General features: G+C 67.0%; 23 protein-coding genes. 12 read left to right on the top strand and 11 right to left on the bottom strand.

Features of this window, described 5'->3' with window-relative positions; genetic code table 11:
* Positions 1-23 precede the first annotated feature (23 nt).
* Entirely contained in the window at positions 24-659 is a 636-nt protein-coding gene (locus tag D107_RS0107745) for a DoxX family protein (RefSeq protein ID WP_018867311.1), read from the bottom strand.
* A 170-nt stretch (positions 660-829) separates the two neighbouring features.
* On the opposite strand from D107_RS0107745, the gene D107_RS0107740 reads away from it, so the two are divergent.
* Positions 830-1,762, top strand: coding sequence for an AraC family transcriptional regulator (locus D107_RS0107740; protein ID WP_018867310.1), 933 nt, complete (start codon positions 830-832; stop codon positions 1,760-1,762).
* Positions 1,763-1,771: 9 nt separating this feature from the next.
* On the opposite strand, the gene D107_RS0107735 is transcribed toward D107_RS0107740, so the two are convergent.
* From D107_RS0107735 to sdhC, 6 genes are all read right to left on the bottom strand, one after another.
* Positions 1,772-2,728 carry a NifU family protein gene (locus D107_RS0107735; RefSeq protein WP_081619370.1) on the bottom strand — a complete coding sequence of 319 codons (957 nt, stop codon included), beginning with the start codon at positions 2,726-2,728 and terminating at the stop codon, positions 1,772-1,774.
* On the bottom strand, positions 2,682-2,936 hold the full coding sequence (locus D107_RS0107730; RefSeq protein ID WP_019583600.1) for a succinate dehydrogenase assembly factor 2: 255 nt from the start codon (positions 2,934-2,936) through the stop codon (positions 2,682-2,684). The genes D107_RS0107735 and D107_RS0107730 overlap by 47 nt, the downstream gene beginning before the upstream one ends.
* Positions 2,937-3,072: 136 nt before the next feature.
* A complete protein-coding gene (locus tag D107_RS0107725) occupies positions 3,073-3,774 on the bottom strand; it encodes a succinate dehydrogenase iron-sulfur subunit (protein ID WP_018873324.1) in 702 nt (233 codons plus the stop codon).
* 80 nt (positions 3,775-3,854) lie between these two features.
* The gene (gene sdhA / locus D107_RS0107720) at positions 3,855-5,630 is read right to left on the bottom strand and encodes a succinate dehydrogenase flavoprotein subunit (protein ID WP_018881185.1); all 1,776 of its coding nucleotides are present in this window, start codon (positions 5,628-5,630) and stop codon (positions 3,855-3,857) included.
* 10 nt (positions 5,631-5,640) lie between these two features.
* Positions 5,641-5,979, bottom strand: a complete 339-nt coding sequence (gene sdhD / locus D107_RS0107715) for a succinate dehydrogenase, hydrophobic membrane anchor protein (protein ID WP_018881184.1) — start codon at positions 5,977-5,979, stop codon at positions 5,641-5,643.
* Positions 5,976-6,356 carry a succinate dehydrogenase, cytochrome b556 subunit gene (sdhC, locus tag D107_RS0107710; protein ID WP_018867304.1) on the bottom strand — a complete coding sequence of 127 codons (381 nt, stop codon included), beginning with the start codon at positions 6,354-6,356 and terminating at the stop codon, positions 5,976-5,978. The genes sdhD and sdhC overlap by 4 nt, the downstream gene beginning before the upstream one ends.
* 188 nt (positions 6,357-6,544) lie before the next feature.
* Here sdhC and D107_RS0107705 point away from each other — a divergent pair, with 188 nt between their 5' ends.
* Together D107_RS0107705 and D107_RS14110 are read left to right on the top strand one after the other, a co-directional pair.
* Positions 6,545-7,591, top strand: a complete 1,047-nt coding sequence (locus D107_RS0107705) for a folate-binding protein YgfZ (protein ID WP_018881183.1) — start codon at positions 6,545-6,547, stop codon at positions 7,589-7,591.
* A gap of 3 nt (positions 7,592-7,594) precedes the next feature.
* Entirely contained in the window at positions 7,595-7,759 is a 165-nt protein-coding gene (locus D107_RS14110) for a hypothetical protein (protein ID WP_018877841.1), read from the top strand.
* Between the two features lie 36 nt (positions 7,760-7,795).
* On the opposite strand, the gene D107_RS0107695 is transcribed toward D107_RS14110, so the two are convergent.
* From D107_RS0107695 to D107_RS0107680, 4 genes are read right to left on the bottom strand one after another with little or no spacing between them, the layout of a single operon-like run.
* The gene (locus tag D107_RS0107695; RefSeq protein ID WP_018881182.1) at positions 7,796-9,229 is read right to left on the bottom strand and encodes an FAD-dependent oxidoreductase; all 1,434 of its coding nucleotides are present in this window, start codon (positions 9,227-9,229) and stop codon (positions 7,796-7,798) included.
* A complete protein-coding gene (locus D107_RS0107690; RefSeq protein WP_018876837.1) occupies positions 9,229-9,609 on the bottom strand; it encodes a DUF302 domain-containing protein in 381 nt (126 codons plus the stop codon). The genes D107_RS0107695 and D107_RS0107690 overlap by 1 nt, the downstream gene beginning before the upstream one ends.
* Before the next feature lie 54 nt (positions 9,610-9,663).
* Positions 9,664-10,803, bottom strand: a complete 1,140-nt coding sequence (locus tag D107_RS0107685) for an acyl-CoA dehydrogenase family protein (RefSeq protein ID WP_018877843.1) — start codon at positions 10,801-10,803, stop codon at positions 9,664-9,666.
* Between the two features lie 34 nt (positions 10,804-10,837).
* Positions 10,838-11,386 (bottom strand): OsmC family protein, encoded by a 549-nt coding sequence (locus tag D107_RS0107680; protein ID WP_018867299.1) that lies wholly within the window; start codon positions 11,384-11,386, stop codon positions 10,838-10,840.
* 414 nt (positions 11,387-11,800) lie between these two features.
* On the opposite strand from D107_RS0107680, the gene D107_RS0107675 reads away from it, so the two are divergent.
* The 9 genes from D107_RS0107675 (at position 11,801) to D107_RS0107635 (ending at position 23,153) form a co-directional block, all read left to right on the top strand.
* Positions 11,801-12,661, top strand: a complete 861-nt coding sequence (locus D107_RS0107675) for an ABC transporter ATP-binding protein (RefSeq protein ID WP_018881181.1) — start codon at positions 11,801-11,803, stop codon at positions 12,659-12,661.
* Between the two features lie 43 nt (positions 12,662-12,704).
* On the top strand, positions 12,705-13,988 hold the full coding sequence (locus tag D107_RS0107670; protein WP_018878961.1) for an ABC transporter substrate-binding protein: 1,284 nt from the start codon (positions 12,705-12,707) through the stop codon (positions 13,986-13,988).
* The gene (locus D107_RS0107665; protein ID WP_018867296.1) at positions 13,985-14,824 is read left to right on the top strand and encodes an ABC transporter permease; all 840 of its coding nucleotides are present in this window, start codon (positions 13,985-13,987) and stop codon (positions 14,822-14,824) included. Before D107_RS0107670 ends, D107_RS0107665 begins: the two co-directional genes overlap by 4 nt.
* A gap of 199 nt (positions 14,825-15,023) precedes the next feature.
* A complete protein-coding gene (locus D107_RS0107660; protein ID WP_018881180.1) occupies positions 15,024-16,643 on the top strand; it encodes a sigma-54-dependent Fis family transcriptional regulator in 1,620 nt (539 codons plus the stop codon).
* A 186-nt stretch (positions 16,644-16,829) separates the two neighbouring features.
* Positions 16,830-18,284: an ABC transporter substrate-binding protein gene (locus D107_RS0107655; protein ID WP_018876841.1), complete on the top strand. Its 1,455-nt coding sequence runs from the start codon at positions 16,830-16,832 to the stop codon at positions 18,282-18,284.
* 3 nt (positions 18,285-18,287) lie between these two features.
* Positions 18,288-19,136 (top strand): nitrate ABC transporter permease, encoded by an 849-nt coding sequence (gene ntrB / locus D107_RS0107650; protein ID WP_018881179.1) that lies wholly within the window; start codon positions 18,288-18,290, stop codon positions 19,134-19,136.
* A 29-nt stretch (positions 19,137-19,165) separates the two neighbouring features.
* Complete coding sequence (locus D107_RS0107645) at positions 19,166-20,077, top strand: ABC transporter ATP-binding protein (RefSeq protein WP_018881178.1); 912 nt, start codon at positions 19,166-19,168, stop codon at positions 20,075-20,077.
* A 33-nt stretch (positions 20,078-20,110) separates the two neighbouring features.
* On the top strand, positions 20,111-20,557 hold the full coding sequence (cynS, locus tag D107_RS0107640; RefSeq protein WP_018867291.1) for a cyanase: 447 nt from the start codon (positions 20,111-20,113) through the stop codon (positions 20,555-20,557).
* Between the two features lie 130 nt (positions 20,558-20,687).
* Positions 20,688-23,153, top strand: a complete 2,466-nt coding sequence (locus D107_RS0107635) for a bifunctional diguanylate cyclase/phosphodiesterase (protein ID WP_026280773.1) — start codon at positions 20,688-20,690, stop codon at positions 23,151-23,153.
* Positions 23,154-23,184: the final 31 nt, after the last annotated feature.

Genomic DNA, 23,184 nt, shown 5'->3' with positions numbered 1-23,184 from the left:
GGCTGCTCGCACAGCTCTTGGTGTTATCCCCTGCTCATCATCCTCCGACGGATGTAGTAGTCGATGCTGACATAGCGCCCCGCCCCCCAGAAGAACAGGACCAGCAGCATCACGAAAAAGGTCGCGGCCATCTCGATCCCGTTGTTGACGATGGCAAAGTTCCCGGTCTCGGTCAGCCAGTTATAGTTGCCGTGTTCCTGCAGGATGGACTTGGCCCGGTCCAGGCGCATCTGCGCCTGCTCGATCCCGGAACAGTTGAACAGACACATCATCGGGTCGGAGATGCGCTGCCAGCCGTGTTCGAGATGCACGGTGACCGCCGCCACGACCATCGTGATCATCAGCGGGATGGAGAACCAGCGCGTGGCCAGCCCAAGCAGCAGCGCGATCGCGCCCAGCACCTCGGCATAGGCCGACAACAACACCATCAGATACGGGAACGGCATGCCCAGGCCCCAGTCCGCGTTGCCGAACCACATCACCACGCTTTCCTTCGGCAGCAGCCCGTCCAGCTTGTTGGTCCCCGCCATCCAGAAGATGGGGGCGAGGTAAAGCCGCAACAGCAAGGGCGCCAGGAAATCCGCGCCGCGCGTCCAGTCAAGCCAGCCCTGTATCCGTACCATCAAGTTTCCCGTCGCGCCCATGATGCCCTTCTCCATTTCGTCTGCTACTGGATGAAAGCCTAGACCGACCGCGTCGCCAGTACGCGGGGTCAGACGCCGGCGTTTATGTTCGAGCGTCCAGATCCCCCCTTATGACCACAAAACGGCGGAAACCCGGGGCGCAACGGTCTAAGGTGAATCCCAACCACAAGGGAAAAGGACGTTCAATGGATATCAGCCCCCACGAAGACGTGCTGTCGACGGTACTGGCGGCCTACAACCTGCGCGCGCGCATCGACACCAACCCGCGGCTGTGCGGGGAATGGCAGCTCAGCACCGCGGGTTCGGGGAATGCCAGCTTTCACCTGGTCGGCGAAGGCGGCTGCTATCTGCACATGGAGGATATGGCCCCGGTCTGGATGGAGGCCGGCGATCTGCTGTTGCTGCCCCACGACGACTGGCACCTGATGGCCAGCCGCGACACCGTGCCCGATCGGGACAACCACCTGACGCTGGTCGAGGGTGCGGATCCGCCGGACACCCCGGTCACCCAGCTCCTGTGCGGGCACTTCGAGTTCGATTCCGGCCGGCGCAACCCGATCCTGGCCGCTCTCCCCGACCACATCATCATCCGCCGTCGCGAATCGGGCGAACGCCTGGCGCATCTGGCGGATCTCATGAACATCGAACTCGCGGAGCGTTCCTCGGGCTACCGGCCGGTGCTGGATCGTCTGGCGGATACGCTGTTCGTGATGGCCGTGCGCCATCACATCTGCACCCAGCGCGAGCACTCGGAGGGATCCCTGATTGCGGCCCTGGCGGATGACCGCATCCGCCGCGCGCTGGATGCCCTGCACGCCCGGCCCGAGGCGAGCTGGACCCTGGAAGGCCTCGCCAGCGAGGCGGCCATGTCGCGCAGCAGCTTCGCCGAGCGCTTCCACACCCTGGTCGGGCAGACCCCCATCGACTACCTGACGCAGTGGCGCATGGTCCTGGCCGAGCGGCTGCTGCGCGATGGCCGCGAGTCGGTCGCCAGCGTGATGGACGCGGTGGGCTATACCTCGGAGGCGGCCTTTCGCAAGGCCTTCAAGCGGGTACACGGGTTCGGGCCGGGACGCCTCCGGCAACTGCTGCGCCGTCTGGGCTCCGGCCCGGCCTGAAGGCAGCCGTCAGAAGGTATTCGCGACGCTGGCCACGCCCGGTGCCCGCGAGCGGACCAGGCGTTCGACGACATTCTTGAGATCTAGCGTGGAACGCGGGCAGCCGACACAGGCTCCCTTCAACCGAACCCGCACGGTGCGCCCATCGAGTTCGACGAACTCGATATCGCCCCCGTCCTGCATCAGGATGCGCCGAGCCTCCTCGATCGCGGCGCGCACGGCGTCCTCGTCGATCGGACCGTCGGCGGGCACGTCCGCCGCCTCGCGCTGCGCATGGGTCTGGGCACGGTCCAGACGCAGCGCGAGTTCCGGGTCCAGCTCCTCGATCGCGTCGAGTTCCTCTTCACTGTAGACGTGATCGGGCTCGTCGCTCAGCAGATGCGAGACGTCCACCATCACCTGCGCATTGTCGGGTCCAGCCATGCTCGGGCCTCCGGGTACTCGGCTTTTGGCCAGTATAGCAACGCCCCGCTCCAGCCCAGCGCGAAGCCGCACCCGCCAGCCGGGATCCGCTTCCTCGCGCCCCGGAGGCCAGCGCAGGCGCATGCGCAAGCGGCGCAGGTCCTCGGGGTGCAACCGGCCCGCGTGCAGCCAGAGACGCCGGACCCGACCGGTCTCCGGGAGCCGGACCACCAGGATCACCATCCCGCGCAGCACCCGGGTATCGGGCAGGATCTCCACCCAGTCCACCCGCTCCTGGCGCAGTCCTTCGGCCGTGGCCAGCCACGTCGCGCCATCGGGTGTCTGGCCCAGCCAGTCCCAGGCCGGCGGCCGTGTCCGTCCTTGCCATACCCACCCGGCAACCGCCAGCCCGAACACGGGCATCAATGTCCACAACGGACTGTATGCGAGCACGTACCCCACGACCGCCAGCAGCAGAAGGATCTGGCCCGCGAGCGCGAGCCGGGGAAGAACCAGGTCAGGCCGAAGGTGCAGCCGCAGCGGCGGCGCGGATCGCCGGGACAAGCCGGGCTATCCCGTCGTCCACCGTGGTCTGGCGACCCATGACCACGTCCAGCAGCACATTGTCGGGGTAGTCGAGCAGGCGCTCGAAGGCATCGCGACCCTCCTGGTCCAGTTGCGCATATCCCTGCGCGAGAAACTGCCCGAGCAGCCAGTCGTTCTCCAGCATCCCGCGGCGGCAGCGCCAGCGAGTACGGCTGTCGGGTTCCATCACCAAAACGCCCGTCCAGCCCCCCCGTAGGAGCCTGCTTGCAGGCGAAGCCCCTGCCCGCGTCTGGCTTTGGCAGGGGCATTCGCCTGCAAGCAGGCTCCCACGGGGGCTAAACCACCTTTGGGCATCCATCCACTCACAGCGACTTTTTCAGCATGGTGCGGCGGATGTCGCTGATGGCCCGGCTCGGGTTCAGGCCCTTCGGGCAGACCTGCGTGCAGTTCATGATCGTGTGGCAGCGGTAGAGTTTCCAGGCATCGTCCAGCTCGGCCAGGCGGTGATCGGTGGCCTCGTCGCGGCTGTCCTGGATAAAACGCGCGGCCTGCAGCAATGCGGCCGGGCCGAGGAACTTGTCCGGATTCCACCAGTACGACGGACAGGCGGCGGAACAGCAGCCGCACAGGATGCATTCGTACAGACCATCCAGCTGGTCACGATCCTCCGGGCTCTGCTTGCGCTCGACCTCGGGCTCCGGGCTGTCGTTGACCAGCCAGGGCTCGGCCTTGCGGTACTGGTCCCAGAAGTTGCCCATGTCCACGATCAGGTCGCGGATCACCGGCATCCCCGGGAACGGGCGCAGCGTGACCGGCGCCTCCAGATCCGCCAGCGGCGTGATGCAAGCCAGACCGTTCATTCCGTTGATGTTCATGCCGTCGGAGCCGCAGACCCCGTGCTGACAGGAGCGGCGAAAGCCCAGGGAATCGTCCTGCTCCTTCAGCAACAGCAGCGCATCCAGCAGCATCATCCCCGGCTCGACCTGGTCGTCGGGCAGGGTGAAGCGCTGCATCTTCGGCAGCGTATCCGTCTCAGGATTGAAGCGGTAGATCGAGAATTCCATCCGTACCTTCCTTCAGCGCCTGCTGATGCGGTTCGCGGCGCGAACCGCATCCCGCAGAGCGTTGCATTCCCGACAGGCCATCAGTACACGCGCTCCTTCGGCGGGAACGAGGCCACGGTGTTCGGCTGGGTGCGCACCGGCTTGTAGTCGAGGCTGTCGTCCGCCAGCGAGTACAGGCTGTGCTTGAGCCAGTGCTGGTCGTCGCGCTCGGGGAAGTCGATGCGCGAATGTGCCCCGCGGCTCTCCTCGCGCCCCAGCGCGGAGCGGATGGTCGCGATCGCGCAGTCCATCAGGTTCTCCAGCTCCATCGCCTCCACCCGTGCGGTGTTGAAGGTGGCCGAGTGGTCCGCGATCACTGCATGGTTCAGGCGCTCGCGCAGCGCGCGGACCTTCTCCACCCCCTCGCGCATCACCTCGTCGCTGCGGAATACCGAGCAGTGGTCCTCCATCACCTTGCGCAGTTCGCGCTTGAGCGGTTCAACCTGCTCGGCGGAGCCGTCGCCCGGGTCCTTGCGATCCCAGCGCGTCAGTCGCGCCATCGCCTGTTCCACGGCCGTCTCGTCCAGCGGGCGGTGGTAGCGGTTCTCGGCCAGGTACTCGAGGATGTGGTTCGCCGCTGCGCGCCCGAACACCAGGATGTCCAGCAGCGAGTTACCGCCCAGGCGGTTGGCGCCATGCACCGAGACACAGGCGGCCTCCCCGGCCGCGTACAGCCCCGGCACCGGGTCCTCCGGGGTGTCCTTGACCGGCGCCACCACCTGGCCGAAGCGGTTGGTCGGGATCCCGCCCATGCTGTAGTGACAGGTCGGAAAGATCGGGATCGGCGCCTCGATCGGATCCACCCCGAGGAAGGTGATGCTCGTCTCGCGGATGCCCGGCAGACGCTGCATGATCGTGTCCGCGCCCAGATGGCGCAGATCCAGCAGCACATGGTCCGCGTTGCGCCCGCAGCCGCGGCCCTCGCGCACCTCGGTGGCGATGGAACGGCTGACCACGTCGCGCGAGGCCAGGTCCTTCGCCCGCGGGGCATAGCGCTCCATGAAGCGCTCGCCCTCGGAATTGATCAGGAATCCGCCCTCGCCGCGCGCGCCCTCGGTAATCAGCATGCCGCGCCCGGCGATCCCGGTCGGGTGGAACTGCACGAACTCCATGTCCTCCAGCGGCACGCCGGCGCGCAGGGCCATCGCCATGCCATCGCCGGTGTTGATCAGCGCGTTGGTGGTGGTACGGAACAACTGCCCTGCCCCGCCGGTGGCGATCAGCGTGGTCTTGGCCTCGATCACGATCGGCTCGCCGGTCAGGATCTCGAAGGCCAGTACACCGAACACGAAGCCCTGCGCGTCGCGCAGCAGGTCCACCGCGAAGTACTCGTCAAAAAAATGCGTGCGCGCGCGCAGGTTCTGCTGGTACAGCGAGTGCAGAATGGCGTGCCCGGTGCGGTCGGCCGCCGCACAGGTGCGCGCCGCCTGGTCCTGGCCGAAGTTCTGGCTCTGCCCGCCGAACGCGCGCTGGTAGATGTTGCCGTTGTCCAGGCGCGAGAACGGCACGCCGAAGTGGTCCAGCTCGTAGACCACCTTGGGCGCGGCGCGGCACATGTACTCGATCGCGTCCTGGTCACCCAGATAATCCGAGCCCTTCACGGTGTCGAACATGTGCCAGTGCCAGGAGTCCGGCAGCACGTTGGCCAGCGCGGCATTCACCCCGCCCTGCGCGGCGACCGTGTGCGAGCGCGTGGGAAACACCTTGGAGACCACCGCGACCTTGGCATCGCCGTTGGACAGCTGCAGTGCGGCACGCAGGCCCGCACCGCCAGCGCCGATGATCAGGGCGTCGAATTTGCGCCGTGCCACGTTCATGCCAGTCCCTTCATTCAAGCCCCGCTCGAATCAGAATGAAAAACGCCCACAGGCCCGTCAGGAGCAACCCGCCACCACCGAGCACGAACACCACGAGCCGCGAGCCGGGGGCGTGCACGTAGTCCATCACCACGTCGCGCAGGCCGATCCACGCATGCAGCCAGAGCAGCAACACGAACACCGCTGTCAGCAGCCCCACCACCGGGTGCCCCATCACCGCCAGCCACGCCGCATGGTCCGCCGGCGCAGCGAGCACGAAGAAACCCAGGGCGAGGATCACGTACACGCCCACATAGACCGCCGTGATGCGTTGCAGCAGCCAGGCGCGCTGTCCGCTCAACAGCTTCACAGCACCAACCCCAGCCACACCAGCGCGGTGGCCAGAAGACCGGCGTACAGGGCATCACGCGCCGTGCGCAGCGAGCCCTCGCGATCCTCGCCGATGCCGAATTCCATCAGCAGGTAGCGAATGCCGGCGAACAGGTGATGCAGCAGCCACCACAGACCCAGCGCCAGCGCCGCCAGGCCGAGCGGATGGTGGATGATCGCGATCACCTGTGCGAAGCCCGCGGGGCTGGCCAGGGAGCGATCCAGCAGCCAAAGCAGCACGGGAATCGACAGAATCAGGAAGACACCGGTAATCCGGTGCAGAATGGAGACCACGGCATTCAGCGGCAGTCGGATCTTGCGCAAATCCAGAAAGACGGGACGTCCCTGCCGAGTCATGCCACCCCCTTGAACAAAGATAAAGAATCCAGGGCTGACACCCTGTGAAAGGTTCGTCTACTATCGAGCCGCTTGGTTCAGCTTACCACCTCAATCCAGTGCAGCGCTGCCTTTCCGGGCGTCCCGGCCACCGATGGCGAATCGGTCCGGCGGCGCGCGGCGACGAGCACTGCCACAGGAGAATCCCGATGCGCGAAGACTGGAAACACCACTTGATCGACGCCGGCGCCGAGTTCGAGGAGGACGACCTCCTGCACTACGGCAACCCGGAGCGCGAGCGCCGTATGGCCGTCAACGGCGAGGTGATCTGCGACCTCTCCCACCGCGGTCTCCTGGAGGTGCGCGGCGATGACGCCACCGACTTCCTGCAGGGGCAGTTCGGCAATGACATCCATGCGGTGGACGCCCAGCACAGCCAGCTCTCCAGCTACTCCAGCCCCAAGGGGCGGGCCTATGCCGTGTTCCGCGTGCTGCGCACGACGGACGGCTACCTGCTCGAGATGCCGGCGGACCGGATCGAGCCGGTCGCCAAGCGCCTGCAGATGTTCGTGCTGCGCGCGAACGTGATCATCGAGCACGCCGGGGACTCCCGCATCCACTTCGGCTTTTCCGGACCGGATGCCGAGAAGGAGCTGACCAATGCTCTGGGCGTGTGTCCCGGCGCGCCGGAAGAGGTGGTCGAGAAGAATGGCGTTACCGTCGTCCGGGTACCCGGACTGCACCCGCGTTTCGAACTGTTCGGCGAGATTGACGCCATGCGCCGCGCCTGGGACAGCCTGAACGTCCACGCGGCCCCGGTGGGCCCGCGTGACTGGGCACTGCTGGACATCCTTGCCGGCGTCCCCACGGTGGTGGAGGAAACCACCGAGATGTTCGTCCCGCAGATGCTGAACCTGCACGCCCTCGGCGCGATCAGTTTCGAGAAAGGCTGCTACCCGGGGCAGGAGGTGGTGGCGCGCATGCACTACCTGGGCAAGCTCAAGCGGCGCATGTTCCGCCTGGCCATCCATACCCAGACCCCGCCGCAACCCGGCTCACCGGTCTTTCGCGCGGACGGCAAGCCGGAGCAGTCGGATGGCGAGATCGTCGCGGCCGAACTCCACCCGGACGGGCTCTATTCCGCCCTTGCGGTCGTGCAGGTGGCCACCGCGGAAGGCGAGCTGCGCTGGGGTGCCCCGGATGGTGCAACGGCCGAGGTGGTCGATCTCCCCTACGCCGTCCCGGAAGGAGCCTGACGCATGCGCTTCCTGTTCTTCTTTTTCGTCCTCATCCTGCTGGCGCTGTGGGCGGCCTTCTTCAGCCGCCCCAACAACCCCACGCTGTCCAACTGGCTCTACGTGCTGGCCGGGGTGCTGGCCATCCTGTTCCTGATCGGCTACCTCCGGCTCGACGGGGTCATATGAACCCGCTCCGGGCCGGCCCCGCCGGCCCGGTAGCGCTCAGGACGCCAGGCGGGCCCGGGGATCGACCACCGGCTTGCCCAGGTGCGTCTCCAGTTCGCGGGCCCGCCTTGCGTGGCGCCCCGACAGGGCAAAGCCCGCGAGCCGTCCGTCGGCGTGAAACTCCAGGTGGCGCCCGTCTCCATCGGCGCTGATCTCCACCCATTCCCCGGTATCCACCGGCGGCGGGCAGACATTCAACGGCAGGCTCCCCGTCTTCACCTGCACGACCCCGGCATCCGGTCGGTAGACCGTCGCCTCGCCCGACAGGGTCCGGGCCAGCGCCGCCGCCTGGCCACGCAGGGTCTCCACGTACGGGCGCAGCCGCCCCTCGAACTCGCAGCCATCGCCCAGGGCGAAGATCGCCGGATCGGTCGTGCGCAACAGCGCATCCACCTCGATCCCGCGGTCGCAGGACAGGCCCACGCGCTCCGCCAGGTCGCGCTGGGGCTCCAGGCCCAGCGCGGTGATCACCACCTCGGCCTCCAGTGTCGCTCCGTCATCCAGCAGGAGGCGCCGTGTTGCGTCCGTTACCGGTTCGATGCGCTCGACGGTGGCCTCGGTGTGCCACTGCACGCCATGATTCGCGAGTGCCTGCTGCAGGTCATCCCCCAGCGACCGGGGCAACAGCCCGGCCAGCGGCTGCGACGCACATTCGACGAGGTGCACGGGGTGGCCACCGGCCGCCAGGTCGTCCGCCAGTTCGCAGCCCACCAGACCTGCCCCGATGATGGCCACCCGGGTATGGGCAGGCGCGCCGCCACCGGCCACCAGCGCCCCGCGCAGGGCCCGATAGTCCTCCAGCGTGTTCACGGCCAGGGGGGGCTCGGCGCCGCCGGGGAACGCCATCCTGCGCGGCCGGGCGCCAGTGGCCAGCACCAGCTGGCCGTACGGCACACCCCCGCGCGCTGTGATAAGGCGCTGCTGCGCACGGTGAATATCCAGCACCCGCACGAAGGGCATCAGGTCGATCCCGAGCCGCGCCGCCCGCGCCGATCCGGTCTCTTCGACCAGGTCCTCGATCGCGGTGCCACGCGCGAAGGCGTTGGAGATCCGCGGCTTGGTGTAGTAATCGCCCGAATCGGCCGTCAGCAGGCGGATGGTCCGCCGCGGATCCCGCTCGCGCAGGGCCTCGGCCAGGGCCCAGCCGGCCATACCGCCACCGACGATCACCACCGCATCCGGGTCGGCCATACCGCTCCCGGCACTCCAGGCCATCGCGGCGGCGCCCGCGTCCGCCGTTTCGGCGCGCGGTTCCAGCGCGGTGAAGTCGGCCTTGGTCACGTTGCAGTCGGGGCAGTACCAGTCGTCGGGGATATCCTCGAAGCGGGTCCCCGGCGCCAGGCCGGAATCCGGATCGCCCTTGGCCTCGTCGTAGATATAGCCGCAGACCTTGCAGATATAGCGCTTGAATGCGTCGGTTTCGATACTCATCACGCGGCCTCCACGGCGTCGAGAATGGCCTGCAGTTTCGGGTCCAGTTCGGATCCGATGGCCTCCAGGTCGGGGTTGGCCCACGGCGCGAACACCTCCCGCGCGGAACGCGTGCTGATACGCAGGATGTCGCCATCACCGGACACATGGATACGCAACGGGATGTCGATGCCCGCAGGCTTGCAGGCCTCCCAGACACGCACCGCGTAGCTCGGGTGAAAGACCTCGAGGATCTGATCCGTCGGCACCTCGACCCCGATCTTCGCGGCATTGGCCTGACCATTGATATGCGAGACCAGCTTCAGGCCCTGGGCATCGATCGCCGCCTTCAGGGTGTCGACGGCCGCCTCGGGATCCATTCGGGTAGTGATTTCCAGCATGGCGATTCCTTGATTCGGCCCGGGGCCCGGGGGCCCCGACCGTGGGTGGTGGTTTCAGTGCGCGTGGATGCGCGCAAGCTCCTTGCGCAGGTGCTTGATGGCCGGTGTCACGATGGCCACAAAGTACGACTCGCGCAGCTTGCGCTGGGCCGCCGCATCCGCCTTGTATCCGCGCGCCCCGCAGTGCAGCAGGGCCGACTGCGACGCGCGCAGGGACAGCTCGGACCCGGTCAGGCGCATCTGCAGCACGTCCGCGAAGAACCGCTCGGATTCGTCGAACGGCGTCTCGGCCAGCGCATAACAGGCCGCGCGCCCGTCCTCCAGGGCCTCTTCCAGTTCGCCGACCTGGTCGTCGAGATAGCCGTTTACGTGCCCCAGGGTCTCGTTGGCCTCGCGCATCGTGCGCAGGCAGCCGTCGATGAGCCCCAGCCCCATGCCCATCTGCAGCAGCACGAAGCCCGGACGGATCCGGCGGATGTACTCGGGGAGCGAGTCGGCCAGCACGTGGGCATCGGGCACGAATACGCGGTCGAAGTGGCAACCGAAGGTGCGCGACCCCTCCAGGGCCGTGAACTCGGGGCAGGCCGTCAGGCTGAAGCCGGGGTCGGCGCAGTTGATCAGCGCCATCACCGGGCGCGGGTTCGCGTCGGTGGTCCGGAAGATCGCGCCGAAGTAGTGATCCTCGCCCAGGTTGGACACCCAGGGCAGCGACCCGGAGACCACATAGCCCCCGTCCACGCGTTCGGCGGAGAGTTTCAGGTCCTCGATGTTGGCGAACCATTTCATCGGGTTGGACAGCGCGGTGGCGCCCAGCGCCTCGGCATTGGCCAGCTTCGGCAGCGCCTCGCGCTTGAGTGTGTCCGAGCTGCTGTTCTCCACGTACCAGGCGCAGGCGTTCTGGCACCAGGCCACGAACCCGGTGGTCATGCATTCGGCCGAGATCACCTCGGTGGCGCGGATCGCGCTGGCAATGTCGGTGGTGCCACTGGCGTTCTGGCTGGCAAGATGGCGGTTGAAGGCGCCGAGGCGGCCAGCCTCGCGCAGAAAATCCTCGGGGTACAGGCCTTCGCGGTCGATACGGGCGGTCAGTGGCGCGAGGTCGCGTTCCACCAGCGCCTGCAGCGCGGCGTCGGCATCCGCCGGCCCTGCGGCCGGCGACACCCCCGTCACGTCTTGAGTGCGGGTTTCGAGCATTGGGTTTTACTCCCGTAAAGATCCAGTAACCGGTTCAGGCCAGCTCGACGCTGACGTTGACCGGGTTGCGCATGGTGTTGGCGACCGGCGACCAGAAGTCGGCATGCGCCACCAGGTCCTTGAGCTGCTCCTCGCTGGCATCGCCTTCCAGGTGCGCCTTCACGCGGATGTCGGAGAAACCGAGGTGCTTGTTGACGTCGGTGTCGCCCACGCCCCATACGGCGGTCACGTTGATATCCCCTTCCAGAGTGAGTTCGAGCTTGGTCAGCGTGATGCCGCGGTCGATCGCGTTGGCGTGCATGCCCACCGACAGGCAGGCGCCCAGGCTGGCGAGAACAGCCTCGGAGGGATTCGGCGCGGTGTCGTCACCGAGCAGGTGCGGCGGCTCGTCGATTACGTGGGCATCCAGATCGCGCACGTAGGTCAGGTTGCGGAACTTGCCCTCGCAGACCGTGGTGGCCTTCAGGGTCACGATGCTTTCGGGGTTGGCCTTGCCCTTGGCGGCCAGGCCGTTCAGGCCGTCCTGGTCGATCGGCTCCAGGCCGTTGACGGTCAGGGAGGTGGTGGCTTCGGCTACGGACATGGTGATACTCCTCGCAGTTGGGATTCGTGGTTCCCCGGCGTTCGACCGGGTCGCCCATCCCGGTGCAGAAGCCGTGCCAACATCGCGCACACCGCACCACAAGGCCGTTTTCGGGACGTCGCTCCGGAATCGCCCCGTCACCCGACGACCATTTCGTCCCCTTTGTCCACCCGGAATCGGCCGCTTTGTCCGGATTGTCCATTGCGCATGCCCCGCGCCGGATCGCCCCGGCTTGCCGGCGCACCCACCCTGCCTCCCGGTATTTCGCGTCAGCACGCCGTTTCGAACCCGCCAACGATGAAAATCCCGGGGATCAGGACGGGTTTGGCACGTCCCTTGTAAGGAACCTTCTGAACGCGCCGCCGAAGCGATCCGCCCGGCGGCTCATGAACGAAGGATCAAGAGGGAAACGCCATGGGCGCCGCCATCTCCATCGACTACATCACCCATCACTATCCCGGGCAGGAAGCCCCCACGCTGAAGGACATCCAGGTCAACGTCGCCCCCGGCGAGACCGTGGCCCTGATCGGCCAGAGTGGCTGCGGCAAGTCCACCCTGCTGCACATGCTCGCGGGGTTGCTGATGCCCAGCGATGGCTGCGTGCGCATCAACGGCCACCAGGTGATCAAGCCGAGTCCGCGCTGGAACATGATGTTTCAGAAGCCCTCGCTCTACCCCTGGATGACCGTGCGCAAGAACGCCTCGCTGGGCCTGATCTTCCAGGGCCGCAAGCGCGACATGCGCGAGCGCATCGACCAACTGCTGGAGACCGTCGGCCTGACCGACAAGGCCGAGGTCAACGTGCAGTCGCTCTCCGGCGGCCAGCAACAGCGTGTCGCCCTGGCGCGCAGCCTGGCCACCGACCCCGAGTTGCTGCTGCTCGATGAACCGTTCTCGGCTCTGGATGCCTTCACCCGGGTCGCCCTGCAGGACGAGGTCACCCGCCTGGCCCGCGAGCGCGGCATCTCCGTGGTGTTCGTCACCCACGACATCGAGGAGGCCGTGGCCATGGCCGACCGCGTGCTGGTCATGGGCTCCAACCCCGGCACGATCACCGCCGAGCTGAGCATCGAAATCGACCACCCCCGCGACCGCAACAGCCAGGCCTTCGTCGACCGCAAGGCCGAACTGATGGGCTACTTCGGAGCCACTCGAAGCCCCAGCACCGCTCCGGAAGCCGCCGAGTCCGAGACCGCTTCGCCTGACACGGAAGACGAAAGCCAGGCGACCGAACCGACCACATCCGAATCCCGGGCACGCGTACGCGCTGCCTGATCCACCGCCGCCACTGCCCGACCCTGACCGAGGAACCACCACCATGTGCAACTGCGACAATCACCATGACATCGACCGCGAGCTGGACAGCCTGCTGGACCGCAGCTTTTCCCGTCGCAACTTCCTGCGCACCGCCGCCGTCGGCGGCCTGGCCGGCACCGGGCTGGCCCTGCCCGGCTCGCTGTTCGGTGCCGAACCGGGCAGCCTGGAGGAACCCGAGGGCGTCGTCAGTGACTTCGACGGCGTCGTGCGTATCGGTTACATCCCGATCACCGATGCCGCCGCGCTGCTGGTCGCCCACTCCGAGGGCTATTTCGAGGACGAAGGCCTGGAGGTCGCCGACCCGACCCTGATCCGCGGCTGGTCGCCGCTGATCGAGTCCTTCGCCGCCAACCGTTTCAACCTGGTGCATCTGCTCAAGCCGATCCCGCTGTGGATGCGCTACCAGAACGACTTTCCGGTCAAGATCATGTCCTGGGCCCACACCAACGGCTCTGCCGTGGTCACCGGGCGCCACGTCGACGTGCAGTCGTTCTCCGACCTGGGCGGCAAGAGCGTGGCCGTCCCCTACTGGTATTCGATGCACAACGTGGTCATGCAGATGGCCTTGCGCGACGCCGGCCTGACGCCGGTGATCCGCGACCAGGGCTCGGCGCTGGAGGCGCACGAGGTCAATCTGATGATCATGCCGCCGCCGGACATGCCGCCGGCCCTCGCCGCGCGCTCCATCGATGCCTACATCGTCGCCGAGCCGTTCAACGCGGCCGGCGAGCTGCTGGCCCGCGGCAACGTGCTGCGCTTTACCGGCGATATCTGGAAGAACCATCCCTGCTGCGTGGTCTGCATGAACGAGCGCCTGACCGACCGCGAGCCGGAGTGGACGCAGAAGGTGATGAACGCCGTGGTCCGCGCCCAGGGCACCATCCAGGAGGACAAGAAGAGCATCGCCACAATGCTCTCGCGTGACGGCAAGGGCTACCTGCCTATGCCCGCCAACGTGGTGGAACGCGCGATGACGAACTACCACGACGACAGCACCTACGCCGACAGCGGCGCGATCCGTCACCCCGAATGGGAGAACGGCCGCATCGACTTCTCGCCCTGGCCCTACCCGTCCGCGACGAAAATGCTGGTGGGCGCGATGAACGAGACCCTGGTCGGTGGCGACACCACCTTCCTTGAAGGCCTGGACCCGGACTTCGTGAAGGATGATCTGGTGAACTACGACTTCGTGCGCAAGGCGATGGAGACCCACACCGCGTGGCAGGGTGCCCCGGGTGTGGACATGGATTCGCCGTTCGCCCGCGAGGAGGTGGTGGTCCTATGAACCGCGAAGCCACGCTCTCCGTCGACCCCACAACCGTGGAGCGGCTGATGCCGCTTCTGCGGTTCGCCGACCGCGCCCGCCGGGCACTGCAATACCCGGCACTGGGGATCGCCGGCCTGTTCGCCCTGTGGTACTGGGGCGGCTGGGCCATCGCCAACAACGAGGACACGATGGCCTTTGCCAGCTTCGCCCCCGGGCCGACGCTGGCGGCGTTCTGGGACCTTGTCGTCTCCGGCAACGTCTGGAAGCCGATCGAGTCCAGCCTGTACCGCGTGGGCTGGGGTCTGGCCTATGCGATCGCCATTGGCGTCCCGCTGGGGGTAATGATCGGCTACTTCCTGACCCTGAAGCAGGTCACCCATGTGCCGTTCCAGTTCCTGCGCATGATCTCGCCGCTGGCCTGGATGCCGATCGCGGTGCTGGCCTTCGCCACCTGGGACGCGGCCATCATCTTCCTGATCGCCATTGCCGCCGTCTGGCCCATCACCTATGCCACCGCGCACGGGGTACAGCGCATCGACCCGATGTGGCTGAAGGTGGGCAACAACCTGGGGGCCAACCCGTACCACACCCTGCGCTACATCGTGATGCCCGCGATCGCGCAGGATGTGTTTGCCGGGATCCGCCTGGCCGTGGGGGTCGCCTGGATCGTGCTGGTCCCGGCGGAATACCTCGGCGTCACCTCGGGGCTGGGCTACGCGATCAACGATGCCCGCGACACCCTGGAGTACGACAAACTGGCCGCCTTCGTGCTGGTGATCGGCATCATCGGCTACATGCTGGACGCCATCTGCGTGCGCCTGATCAAGCGCAGCAGCTACCACGCCGAGGGATAATCCCCACAAGCGGGACCCCATGGGCCCGGCCACCCCGGCCGGGCCTCTTTCCCTCACCCGGCAAGGCGCGTGCAAGCCAACGGTGCGCCGCCCCGCCCCATCACGAGGCACCAGCACCAAAACGGACCGCGCCGCTGCTGCGCCAGACCTGTACAAACCGCCTTGGGCGCACTGGCAGGGTTTCTGCATATCCCCACCCATGGCCTCGCAACACGCATCCGATTCGACCCCGCCCGACCTCGCCACGCGGGAGCAGGAGATCACCCTGCTGCTGGAGGTCGCCAAACTCATGGGCCGCTCCGGCGACCCGGACGCCGCGATCTACCGCATCCTCGGGATGATGTCGCAGCTGCTGGGCCTCAACCGCGGCCGTGTCCTGCTGCCGGACCCGAACAGCGGACAGCTGCGCATCCGCCACGCTTACGGCCTGACCGACGCCGAACGCGACCGCGGCAGCTACAGCCTCGGCGAGGGCGTGACCGGGCGCGTGATGAAGACCGGCCAGATCGCCCTGATCCAGGATATCGACAACGAGCCCGAATATCTCGCGCGCGCCATCGACCGCTCCACCCTGCCGCAGGAGACCGTCGCCTATATCGCCGTCCCCATCGTGCAGGACGAACACGCCATCGGCGTCCTCGGAGTGCATCGCCTGCGCCGCCGTTCGCGCCAGTTCCAGGACGACCTGAACCTGCTGCGCGTGGTCGCCAGCATGATCGGTCAGGTCCTGCGCATTCACCAGCTCATCGCCGAACGCACCGCCGAACTGGTGTCCGAGAATCGCTACCTGAAGAGCGCGCTGGACACCCAGGGCGGGCAGTACGGCATCCTCGGCGAGAGCCCGGCCCTGCGCCATGTCCTGAAGCAGGTCCACCGCATCGCGGACACCCAGGCCACCGTCCTCGTCACCGGGGCCTCCGGCACCGGGAAGGAGAAGATCGCGCGCATGATCCACCGGATCAGCCAGCGCAGCGCCAAACCGTTCATCTCCATCAACTGCGCCGCGATCCCGGCCGATCTGCTGGAATCCGAACTGTTCGGCCACGAAAAGGGCGCCTTCACCGGTGCCTCCAGCGCCAAGACCGGCAAGATCGCCCTGGCCGACGGCGGCACGCTGTTCCTGGACGAGATCGGCGACATGCCGGAGGCATTGCAATCGAAGATCCTGCGCGTGCTGCAGGAGCGCGTGGTCCAGCCGATCGGCGGTTCGCGCGATATCCCGGTGGACGTGCGCATCATCGCCGCGACCCACCAGAACCTGCAGGCCGCGGTGAATGCCGGGGAGTTCCGGCTCGACCTGTTCTACCGCCTGAACGTGATCCCGCTGCACATGCCGGCGCTGCGCGACCGCGCCAGCGACATCCGTCTGCTCACCCGTCATTTCCTCGACCGCTACACCCACCTGCACGGCTGGAACGTGGTCGTGGATGACGGCGTCCTGGAGCGCCTGGAGGCCTTCGACTGGCCGGGCAATATCCGGCAACTGGAGAACGTACTCGAGCGGGCCGTGCTGCTGTCCACCGACGGCCGCATCGGCACACCGCTGATTGACGAGATCCTCCACGAAGAGTCCCGCATCAGTCCGTTCGAGCGTGAACCCCTGGGCTCGCACGCCGAGCCCGCGCCGGCGCCCCCTTACGGCGCAGACTGCACCAGCGCGGTGCGCCCCTACCAGCGTGTGCACGCCTCCGAGGCAGAGCGCCTGGCGCGGGCGATCGAGCGGGCGCGCGGGAACAAGACCCGCGCCGCCCTGGAACTCGGGCTGACCCCGCGCCAGCTGCGCTACCGCCTGAAAAAGCTCGGCATCGAAACGACTTAGCGCCGCCCCCGGCGCCAATGGACGATTCGTCCGCATTGCCCGAAATGACGTCAAAGTGTCGGCCGGCCGTGGCACTGTGGGGGCCCCGGTGCAACCGTTTCCACCCGTTGGCATGGCACCTGCAAAGACTCTCGACATGCGCGGCAACGATGCCCGCATCGATTCGAGCCACGAGGAGAGCCGACCATGCCGACCAAGAGTCTTCACGATCCCTTTGACGCCAATGCCGACCTGCGCCATGGCTCCAGCTGCCGCCACGGCCATACCGGCCCCGGGAGCTGCAGTTGCTTCGACACCGCGTCCCCGGACCTGGAAGAAAAACTGGAGCAGCGCGCCACCCATGACCCCGTGCAGGCCGACGCCCACCAGACCGGCGAGGACCTGAGCGACGAGGGCATGATCGACCGCGCCGTGGAAAGCGCCATCGTCCGCGGCATGTTCGGCCACAACGAGATCAACCGTCGCCGCTTCCTGCAGATGCTGGGCGGCGGCACCGTGGCCGCGGCCCTGGGTTCCATCCTGCCGCTGGAGAAGGTGAAGGCCGCGATCAAGGACGGCGGGCCGCTGGAGAAGACCAAACTGCGCGTCGGCTTCGTGCCGATCACCTGCGCCACCCCGATCATCATGGCCCACCCGATGGGCTTCTACGAGCGCCACGGCCTCGACGTGGACGTGATCAAGACCGCCGGCTGGGCCGTCGCCCGCGACATGTCGCTGTCGGGTGAATACGACGCCTCGCACATGCTCTCGCCGATGCCGCTGTCCATGACGCTGGGCTCGGGCTCCTCGCGCGAGCACTACATCATGCCGGCGGTCGAGAACATCAACGGCCAGGCCATCACCCTGCACAACAAGCACAAGGACAAGCGTGACCCGAAGGACTGGAAGGGCTTCACCTTCGCCGTGCCCTTCGAGTACTCCATGCACAACTTCCTGCTGCGCTACCTGGTCGCCGAACACGGGCTGGACCCGGATCGCGATATCAGCATCCGCGTCGTCCCGCCGCCGGAGATGGTGGCCAACCTGCGCGCCGAGAACGTCGACGGCTACCTGGCCCCCGACCCCTTCAACCAGCGCGCGGTCTGGGACGGCATCGGCTTCATTCACATGCTGACCAAGGATATCTGGGACGGACACCCGTGCTGCGCCTTCGCCTGCTCCGCGGCCTGGGCCGACGAGCATCCCAACACGTTCGGGGCCCTGTTCCGCTCGCTGATCGAGGCCACGCAGTACAGCTCGGACATCAACAACCGCGCCGAGATCGCCGAGGCCATCTCCCCGCGCGCCTACCTCAACCAGCCGCAGTCGGTGGTGGAGCAGGTGCTCACCGGTCGCTACGCCGACGGCCTGGGCAACGTGCAGAACGACCCGCACCGGATCGACTTCGACCCCTTCCCCTGGCACTCGATGGCAACCTGGATCCTCACGCAGATGAAGCGCTGGGGGTACGTGGATCGAGACTTCGACTACAACCGCCTGGCCGAAGACGTCTTCCTGGCCAGCGAATGTGCCGAGGTGATGACCGAGCTGGGCTACGAGGCGCCCAGCGACACGTACAAGAACTTCGAGATCATGGGCAAGGTGTTCGACTACACCGACCCGGAAGGCTATCTCGACAGCTTCGAAATCCGCAGGAGCTAAGCCATGTTGAGCAATCTCAACTTCCGGGCGACCGTCCTGTCGCTGGTGATGCTCGTGGTCTTCCTGGGTGTGTGGCAGCTCGCCACCGCCCCGGAGGTCCTCGCGCCTCAGCAGGGCGAGCTGAGCGAATACGAACGTCTGACCGGTGGCGGTGCTCAGCAGAGTTCGGGCAGCGGCATCCCCGCCCCGACGCAGGTGTTCAGCCACGCCTTCAGCGAGCTGAGCAACCCGTTCTACGACGCGGGTCCGAACGACAAGGGCATCGGCATCCAGCTGGCCTACTCGATCTACCGCGTCCTGCTGGGCTTTGCGCTGGCCGCGCTGATCGCCATCCCGCTCGGCTTCGTGATCGGCATGTCGCCGCTGCTGAACAAGGCGTTCGATCCCTACATCCAGATCCTCAAGCCAATCTCGCCGCTGGCCTGGATGCCGCTCGCCCTGTTCGTGATCCGCGATTCGAACATCTCGGCGATCTTCGTGATCTTCATCTGTTCGATCTGGCCGATGCTGGTGAACACGGCCTACGGCGTCGCCTCGGTGCGCAATGACTGGCTGAACGTGGCCAAGACCCATGAGCTGTCCAAAGTGCGCACGGCATTCACCGTGATCCTGCCCGCCGCGGCCCCGACCATCCTGACCGGCATGCGCATCTCCATCGGCATTGCCTGGCTGGTCATCGTCGCCGCCGAGATGCTCGTGGGCGGTACCGGCATCGGCTACTACATCTGGAACGAGTGGAACAACCTCGATCTCGCCAGCGTGATCTTCGCGATCATCATGATCGGCATTGTCGGCTTCCTGCTGGATGCCTCCCTCGCCCAGGCCACCAAACTCGTGCGCTACGCCGACTGAGTCGGCGCAGCCCAACCAGGAGTACAACCATGAGCAAGGGATTCCTCGAAATCGAGAACCTGAGCCAGCGTTTCCCGCAACCCGATTCGAACGACCTCATGACGGTGTTCGAGGGGGTCGACCTGAACATCGAAAAGGGCGAATTCGTCTGCCTGATCGGTCACTCCGGCTGCGGCAAGTCCACCATCCTCAACGTGCTCGCCGGCCTGGCCACCCCCACCGACGGCAACGTGATCATGGACAACAAGGAGATCAAGGGCCCGAGCCTCGACCAGGGCGTGATCTTCCAGAACCACAGCCTGCTGCCCTGGCTGTCGGCCCGCGACAACGTGATGTTCGCGGTGCGCGCCCGCTGGCCGCACTGGAGCAAGGCCAAGCGCCGCGAACACGCGGAGAAGTATCTGCACATGGTGGGCCTGGATCATGCGATGGACCGCAAGCCCGCTCAGCTCTCCGGGGGCATGCGCCAGCGCGTGGGGATTGCCCGCGCCTTTGCCATCGAACCCAAACTGCTGCTGATGGACGAGCCGTTCGGGGCCCTGGACGCCCTGACCCGCGGCGTCATCCAGGAAGAACTCCTGAAGATCTGGTCGGAGACCCACCAGACCGTGTTCATGATCACCCACGACGTGGACGAGGCGATCCTGCTGGCCGACCGCGTGCTGCTGATGACCAACGGTCCGCATGCCCAGGTCGCCGAGTCGGTCAAGATCGACATCCCGCGCCCGCGGAAACGGGCCACCCTGCATCAGGAGGAGGCCTACTACCCGATCCGCAACCACCTGGTGGACTTCCTGGTTGACGGCGCCAAGGCGATGTCCGCGAAGGCTCAGGAGGCGGCCGCCCGCGGCGAAAATCCGCGCCACCGTCCGCGCATCGTCAACCCGGCCCGGCCCGAGGCCGATCCCGAACCCGGCCCGCGCATGGTCCGCGCGGTCTGAACCCTTCCCTCTATCCCTTTCAAGGAGCACACGATGAGTCTCAGCAAGAGCGCCATGACCACCACTATCCTCGAGGCGAAAGAGAACCGCGGCACCACCTGGGCCGCGATCGCCGAGGCCACCGGGTTGCACGAGGTCTATGTGACCTCCGCCTGCTACGGCATGAATCACCTGGAGAGCGACCAGGCCGACAAACTGGCCACTTTCCTGGGGCTTGGCCCGGAGGTCGCCCAGGCCCTGCAGGTCTTCCCGCACAAGGACTGGGACAAGACCATCCCGACCGACCCGGTGCTCTACCGCTTCTACGAGGCCATCAACGTCTACGGCGACACCATGAAGGCCCTGATCCACGAGAAGTTCGGCGACGGCATCATGAGCGCGATCGACTTCACCATGGACATCGACAAGGTCGAGGACCCCAAGGGCGACCGCGTCAAAATCACCTGGAACGGCAAGTTCCTGCCCTACAAGAGCTGGTAGTCGACCCCTCCGGTCACGCGGCGGCGACCTTGCTTGCCGCGTGATCGCCCCTCATCCACAGGCCGGTCAAAGACGGCCCTCCAGCCGGGAGCGTGTACGGCAAGTCCCTTCTCATAGTAGGCTCTTGCCGATGCGCCTCCGGTCCCCCCTCTTCCGTCTGCTGGCCCTGCTCTCCACGCTGTACGGCGCCGCGCCGGCGATGGCGGGAGATCATGACGGTGCCGAGGTGTACACCATTGGCGTGCTGGCCTTCCGCGATGCCGGCCAGACCGCCGCCCAGTGGCAGCCCACCGCCGACTACCTGAGCGCGCAGATCGACGCGGCCACGTTCCGCGTCCAGGCCCTGAACTACCCGGAGCTGAATCGGGCCGTCGCCGCGCGCGACATCGATTTCGTGCTCACCAACACCGGACATTACGTACGCCTGGAGGCCGAACAGGGCATTACCCGCCTGGCCACCCTGATCGCCGAGGAACAGGGCCAGCCTATCCGCCAGTTCGGCGGGACCATCCTGGTGCGTGACGACCGCGCGGAGCTTCAGTCCCTTGACGACCTGAGAGGCCAGCGACTGCTCGCCGTGGACGCGGACTCCCTGGGCGGCTGGCTGGCGGGCCACGAGGCGCTGCGTAACGCGGGCGTGGAGCCACAGGACGATCTCGCCGCCCTTGGATTCACCGGCATGCCACACCACCGCGTAATCGAGGGGCTGCTCGCCGGAGACGCCGATGCCGGCATCGTGCGCACCGGCGTACTGGAGGGCCAGCTCCGGGCCGGCACCCTCGCCCCGGGGACACTGCGCGTGCTGGGGGCCCGGGAGACCGCGGACTTCCCGTTCGCCCACTCCACCCGTCTGTATCCGGAATGGCCCTTCTCGCGCCTGGAACACACGCCGGATCCGCTGGCGGAGGCGGTGAGCATCGCCCTGCTGAGCCTGCCGTCCGACCATCCCGCGGTGCGCGCCGGCGGCTACCACGGCTGGTCGGCGCCGTTGTCCTATGCCTCGGTTCACACCCTGCTGGAAGAACTCGGCCGTCCGCCCTACGACCGTCCGGTGGTGGTCGACCTGCGCGCCTACTGGGAGGCCCGACCCGAGGTCCTGCTGGGGTTCCTGGCGGGCCTGTTGCTGCTGAGCGGCCTCGCCGCACTTTATTACCGGCGTCTCACCACCCGGCTGTCGCTGGAGGTCGAGCAGCGCCGGGCGGCCGAAGCGCGCCTGCGCACGCACGAGGCGGAACTGGCCTACCAGGCCGGACACGATCCGCTCACCGGCCTGCCCAACCGCACGCTGCTGCAGGAGTGCCTGCACGATGCCATGCAGCAGGCCCGCGAGGCGAACGGATGCCTGGCCATCCTGTTCGTCGATCTCGACCGCTTCAAGACCGTCAACGACAGCCTGGGTCACCGGGTCGGCGATGACCTGCTGCAAATCCTCGGCGAGCGCCTGAAGACGCGTTTCGAAGCGCGCACCATCGCGCGCATCGGCGGCGACGAGTTCGTTGTGATCATCGAAGACGCGGCCGATCACCGGGAACTCGAGGCGCGCGCCCGCCAGTTGCTGGCGCTGATCGCGGAACCCTTCGCCGTCGGGGGCTGGAGCGACCTCCAGGTGGGCGCAAGCATTGGCATCGCCCTGTATCCCGACGACGCCACCGAGGCCGGCGAACTGATCACCCAGGCCGACGCCGCGATGTACGAGGCCAAGGACGCGGGACGCAATACCTTCCGCTTCTACCGCACCGCCCTAACCGATGCGGCCAGCCAGCGCCTGGAGATCGAGAACCGCCTGCGCCGCGCGCTGGCACAGGGCGAACTGGAGGTGTACTACCAGCCCCAGATCCAGATGACATCCGGCGTGATCACCGGCATCGAGGCCCTCGTTCGCTGGCGCGACCCGGAACACGGCCTGGTCACGCCGGACGTGTTCATCCCACTGGCCGAGGAGACCGGGCTCATTGTGGATGTCGGCGCGTTCGTCCTGCGCGTGGCGTGTCGTCAGGTCGTTGACTGGGACCGGGCCGGACTGCCGCCGCTGGAGATCTCGGTCAACCTGTCGGCCCGCCAGGTCGCCGCACCGGGCCTGCTTCACCAGGTCCGACAGGTCCTGCAGGAAACCGGTCTCCCGGCCCGACGCCTGACCCTCGAGCTGACCGAAAGCACGCTGATGGAACAGGCCGAGACGACCCGCGGCACCCTGCAACAGCTCAAGCAACTGGGCGTGGCACTGGCCATCGACGATTTCGGCACGGGCTATTCGTCGCTGGCCTACCTGAAGGAATTCGCCATCGACATCCTGAAGATCGACCAGACCTTTGTGCGCGACCTGCCCGAGGATCGCAGCGACGCCGAGCTGGCCGTCACCATCATCGGCATGGCGCACAACCTCGGGCTGGATGTTCTCGCCGAGGGGGTGGAAAACGCCGCGCAACTCGGCTTTCTCGCCACCCAGGGCTGCGATGCCTGGCAGGGCTACCTGTGCAGCCGCCCCCTGCCGGCCGATGCCCTCGCCGCACTCGTGCGCCAGCACGCGCCCGAGCACTTCGCCCGCCGGACCGCACCGCGCAGACGAACATTGCCCCGGCGCCACGCGGGCCCATAACCCGCCCAAAAAGAAAAAGGCCTGCACGAGG

This window comes from Thioalkalivibrio sp. ALE30 (assembly GCF_000377465.1).
Taxonomy (GTDB): Bacteria; Pseudomonadota; Gammaproteobacteria; order Ectothiorhodospirales; family Ectothiorhodospiraceae; genus Thioalkalivibrio.
This window is presented reverse-complemented; position numbering and strand designations above follow the sequence as displayed.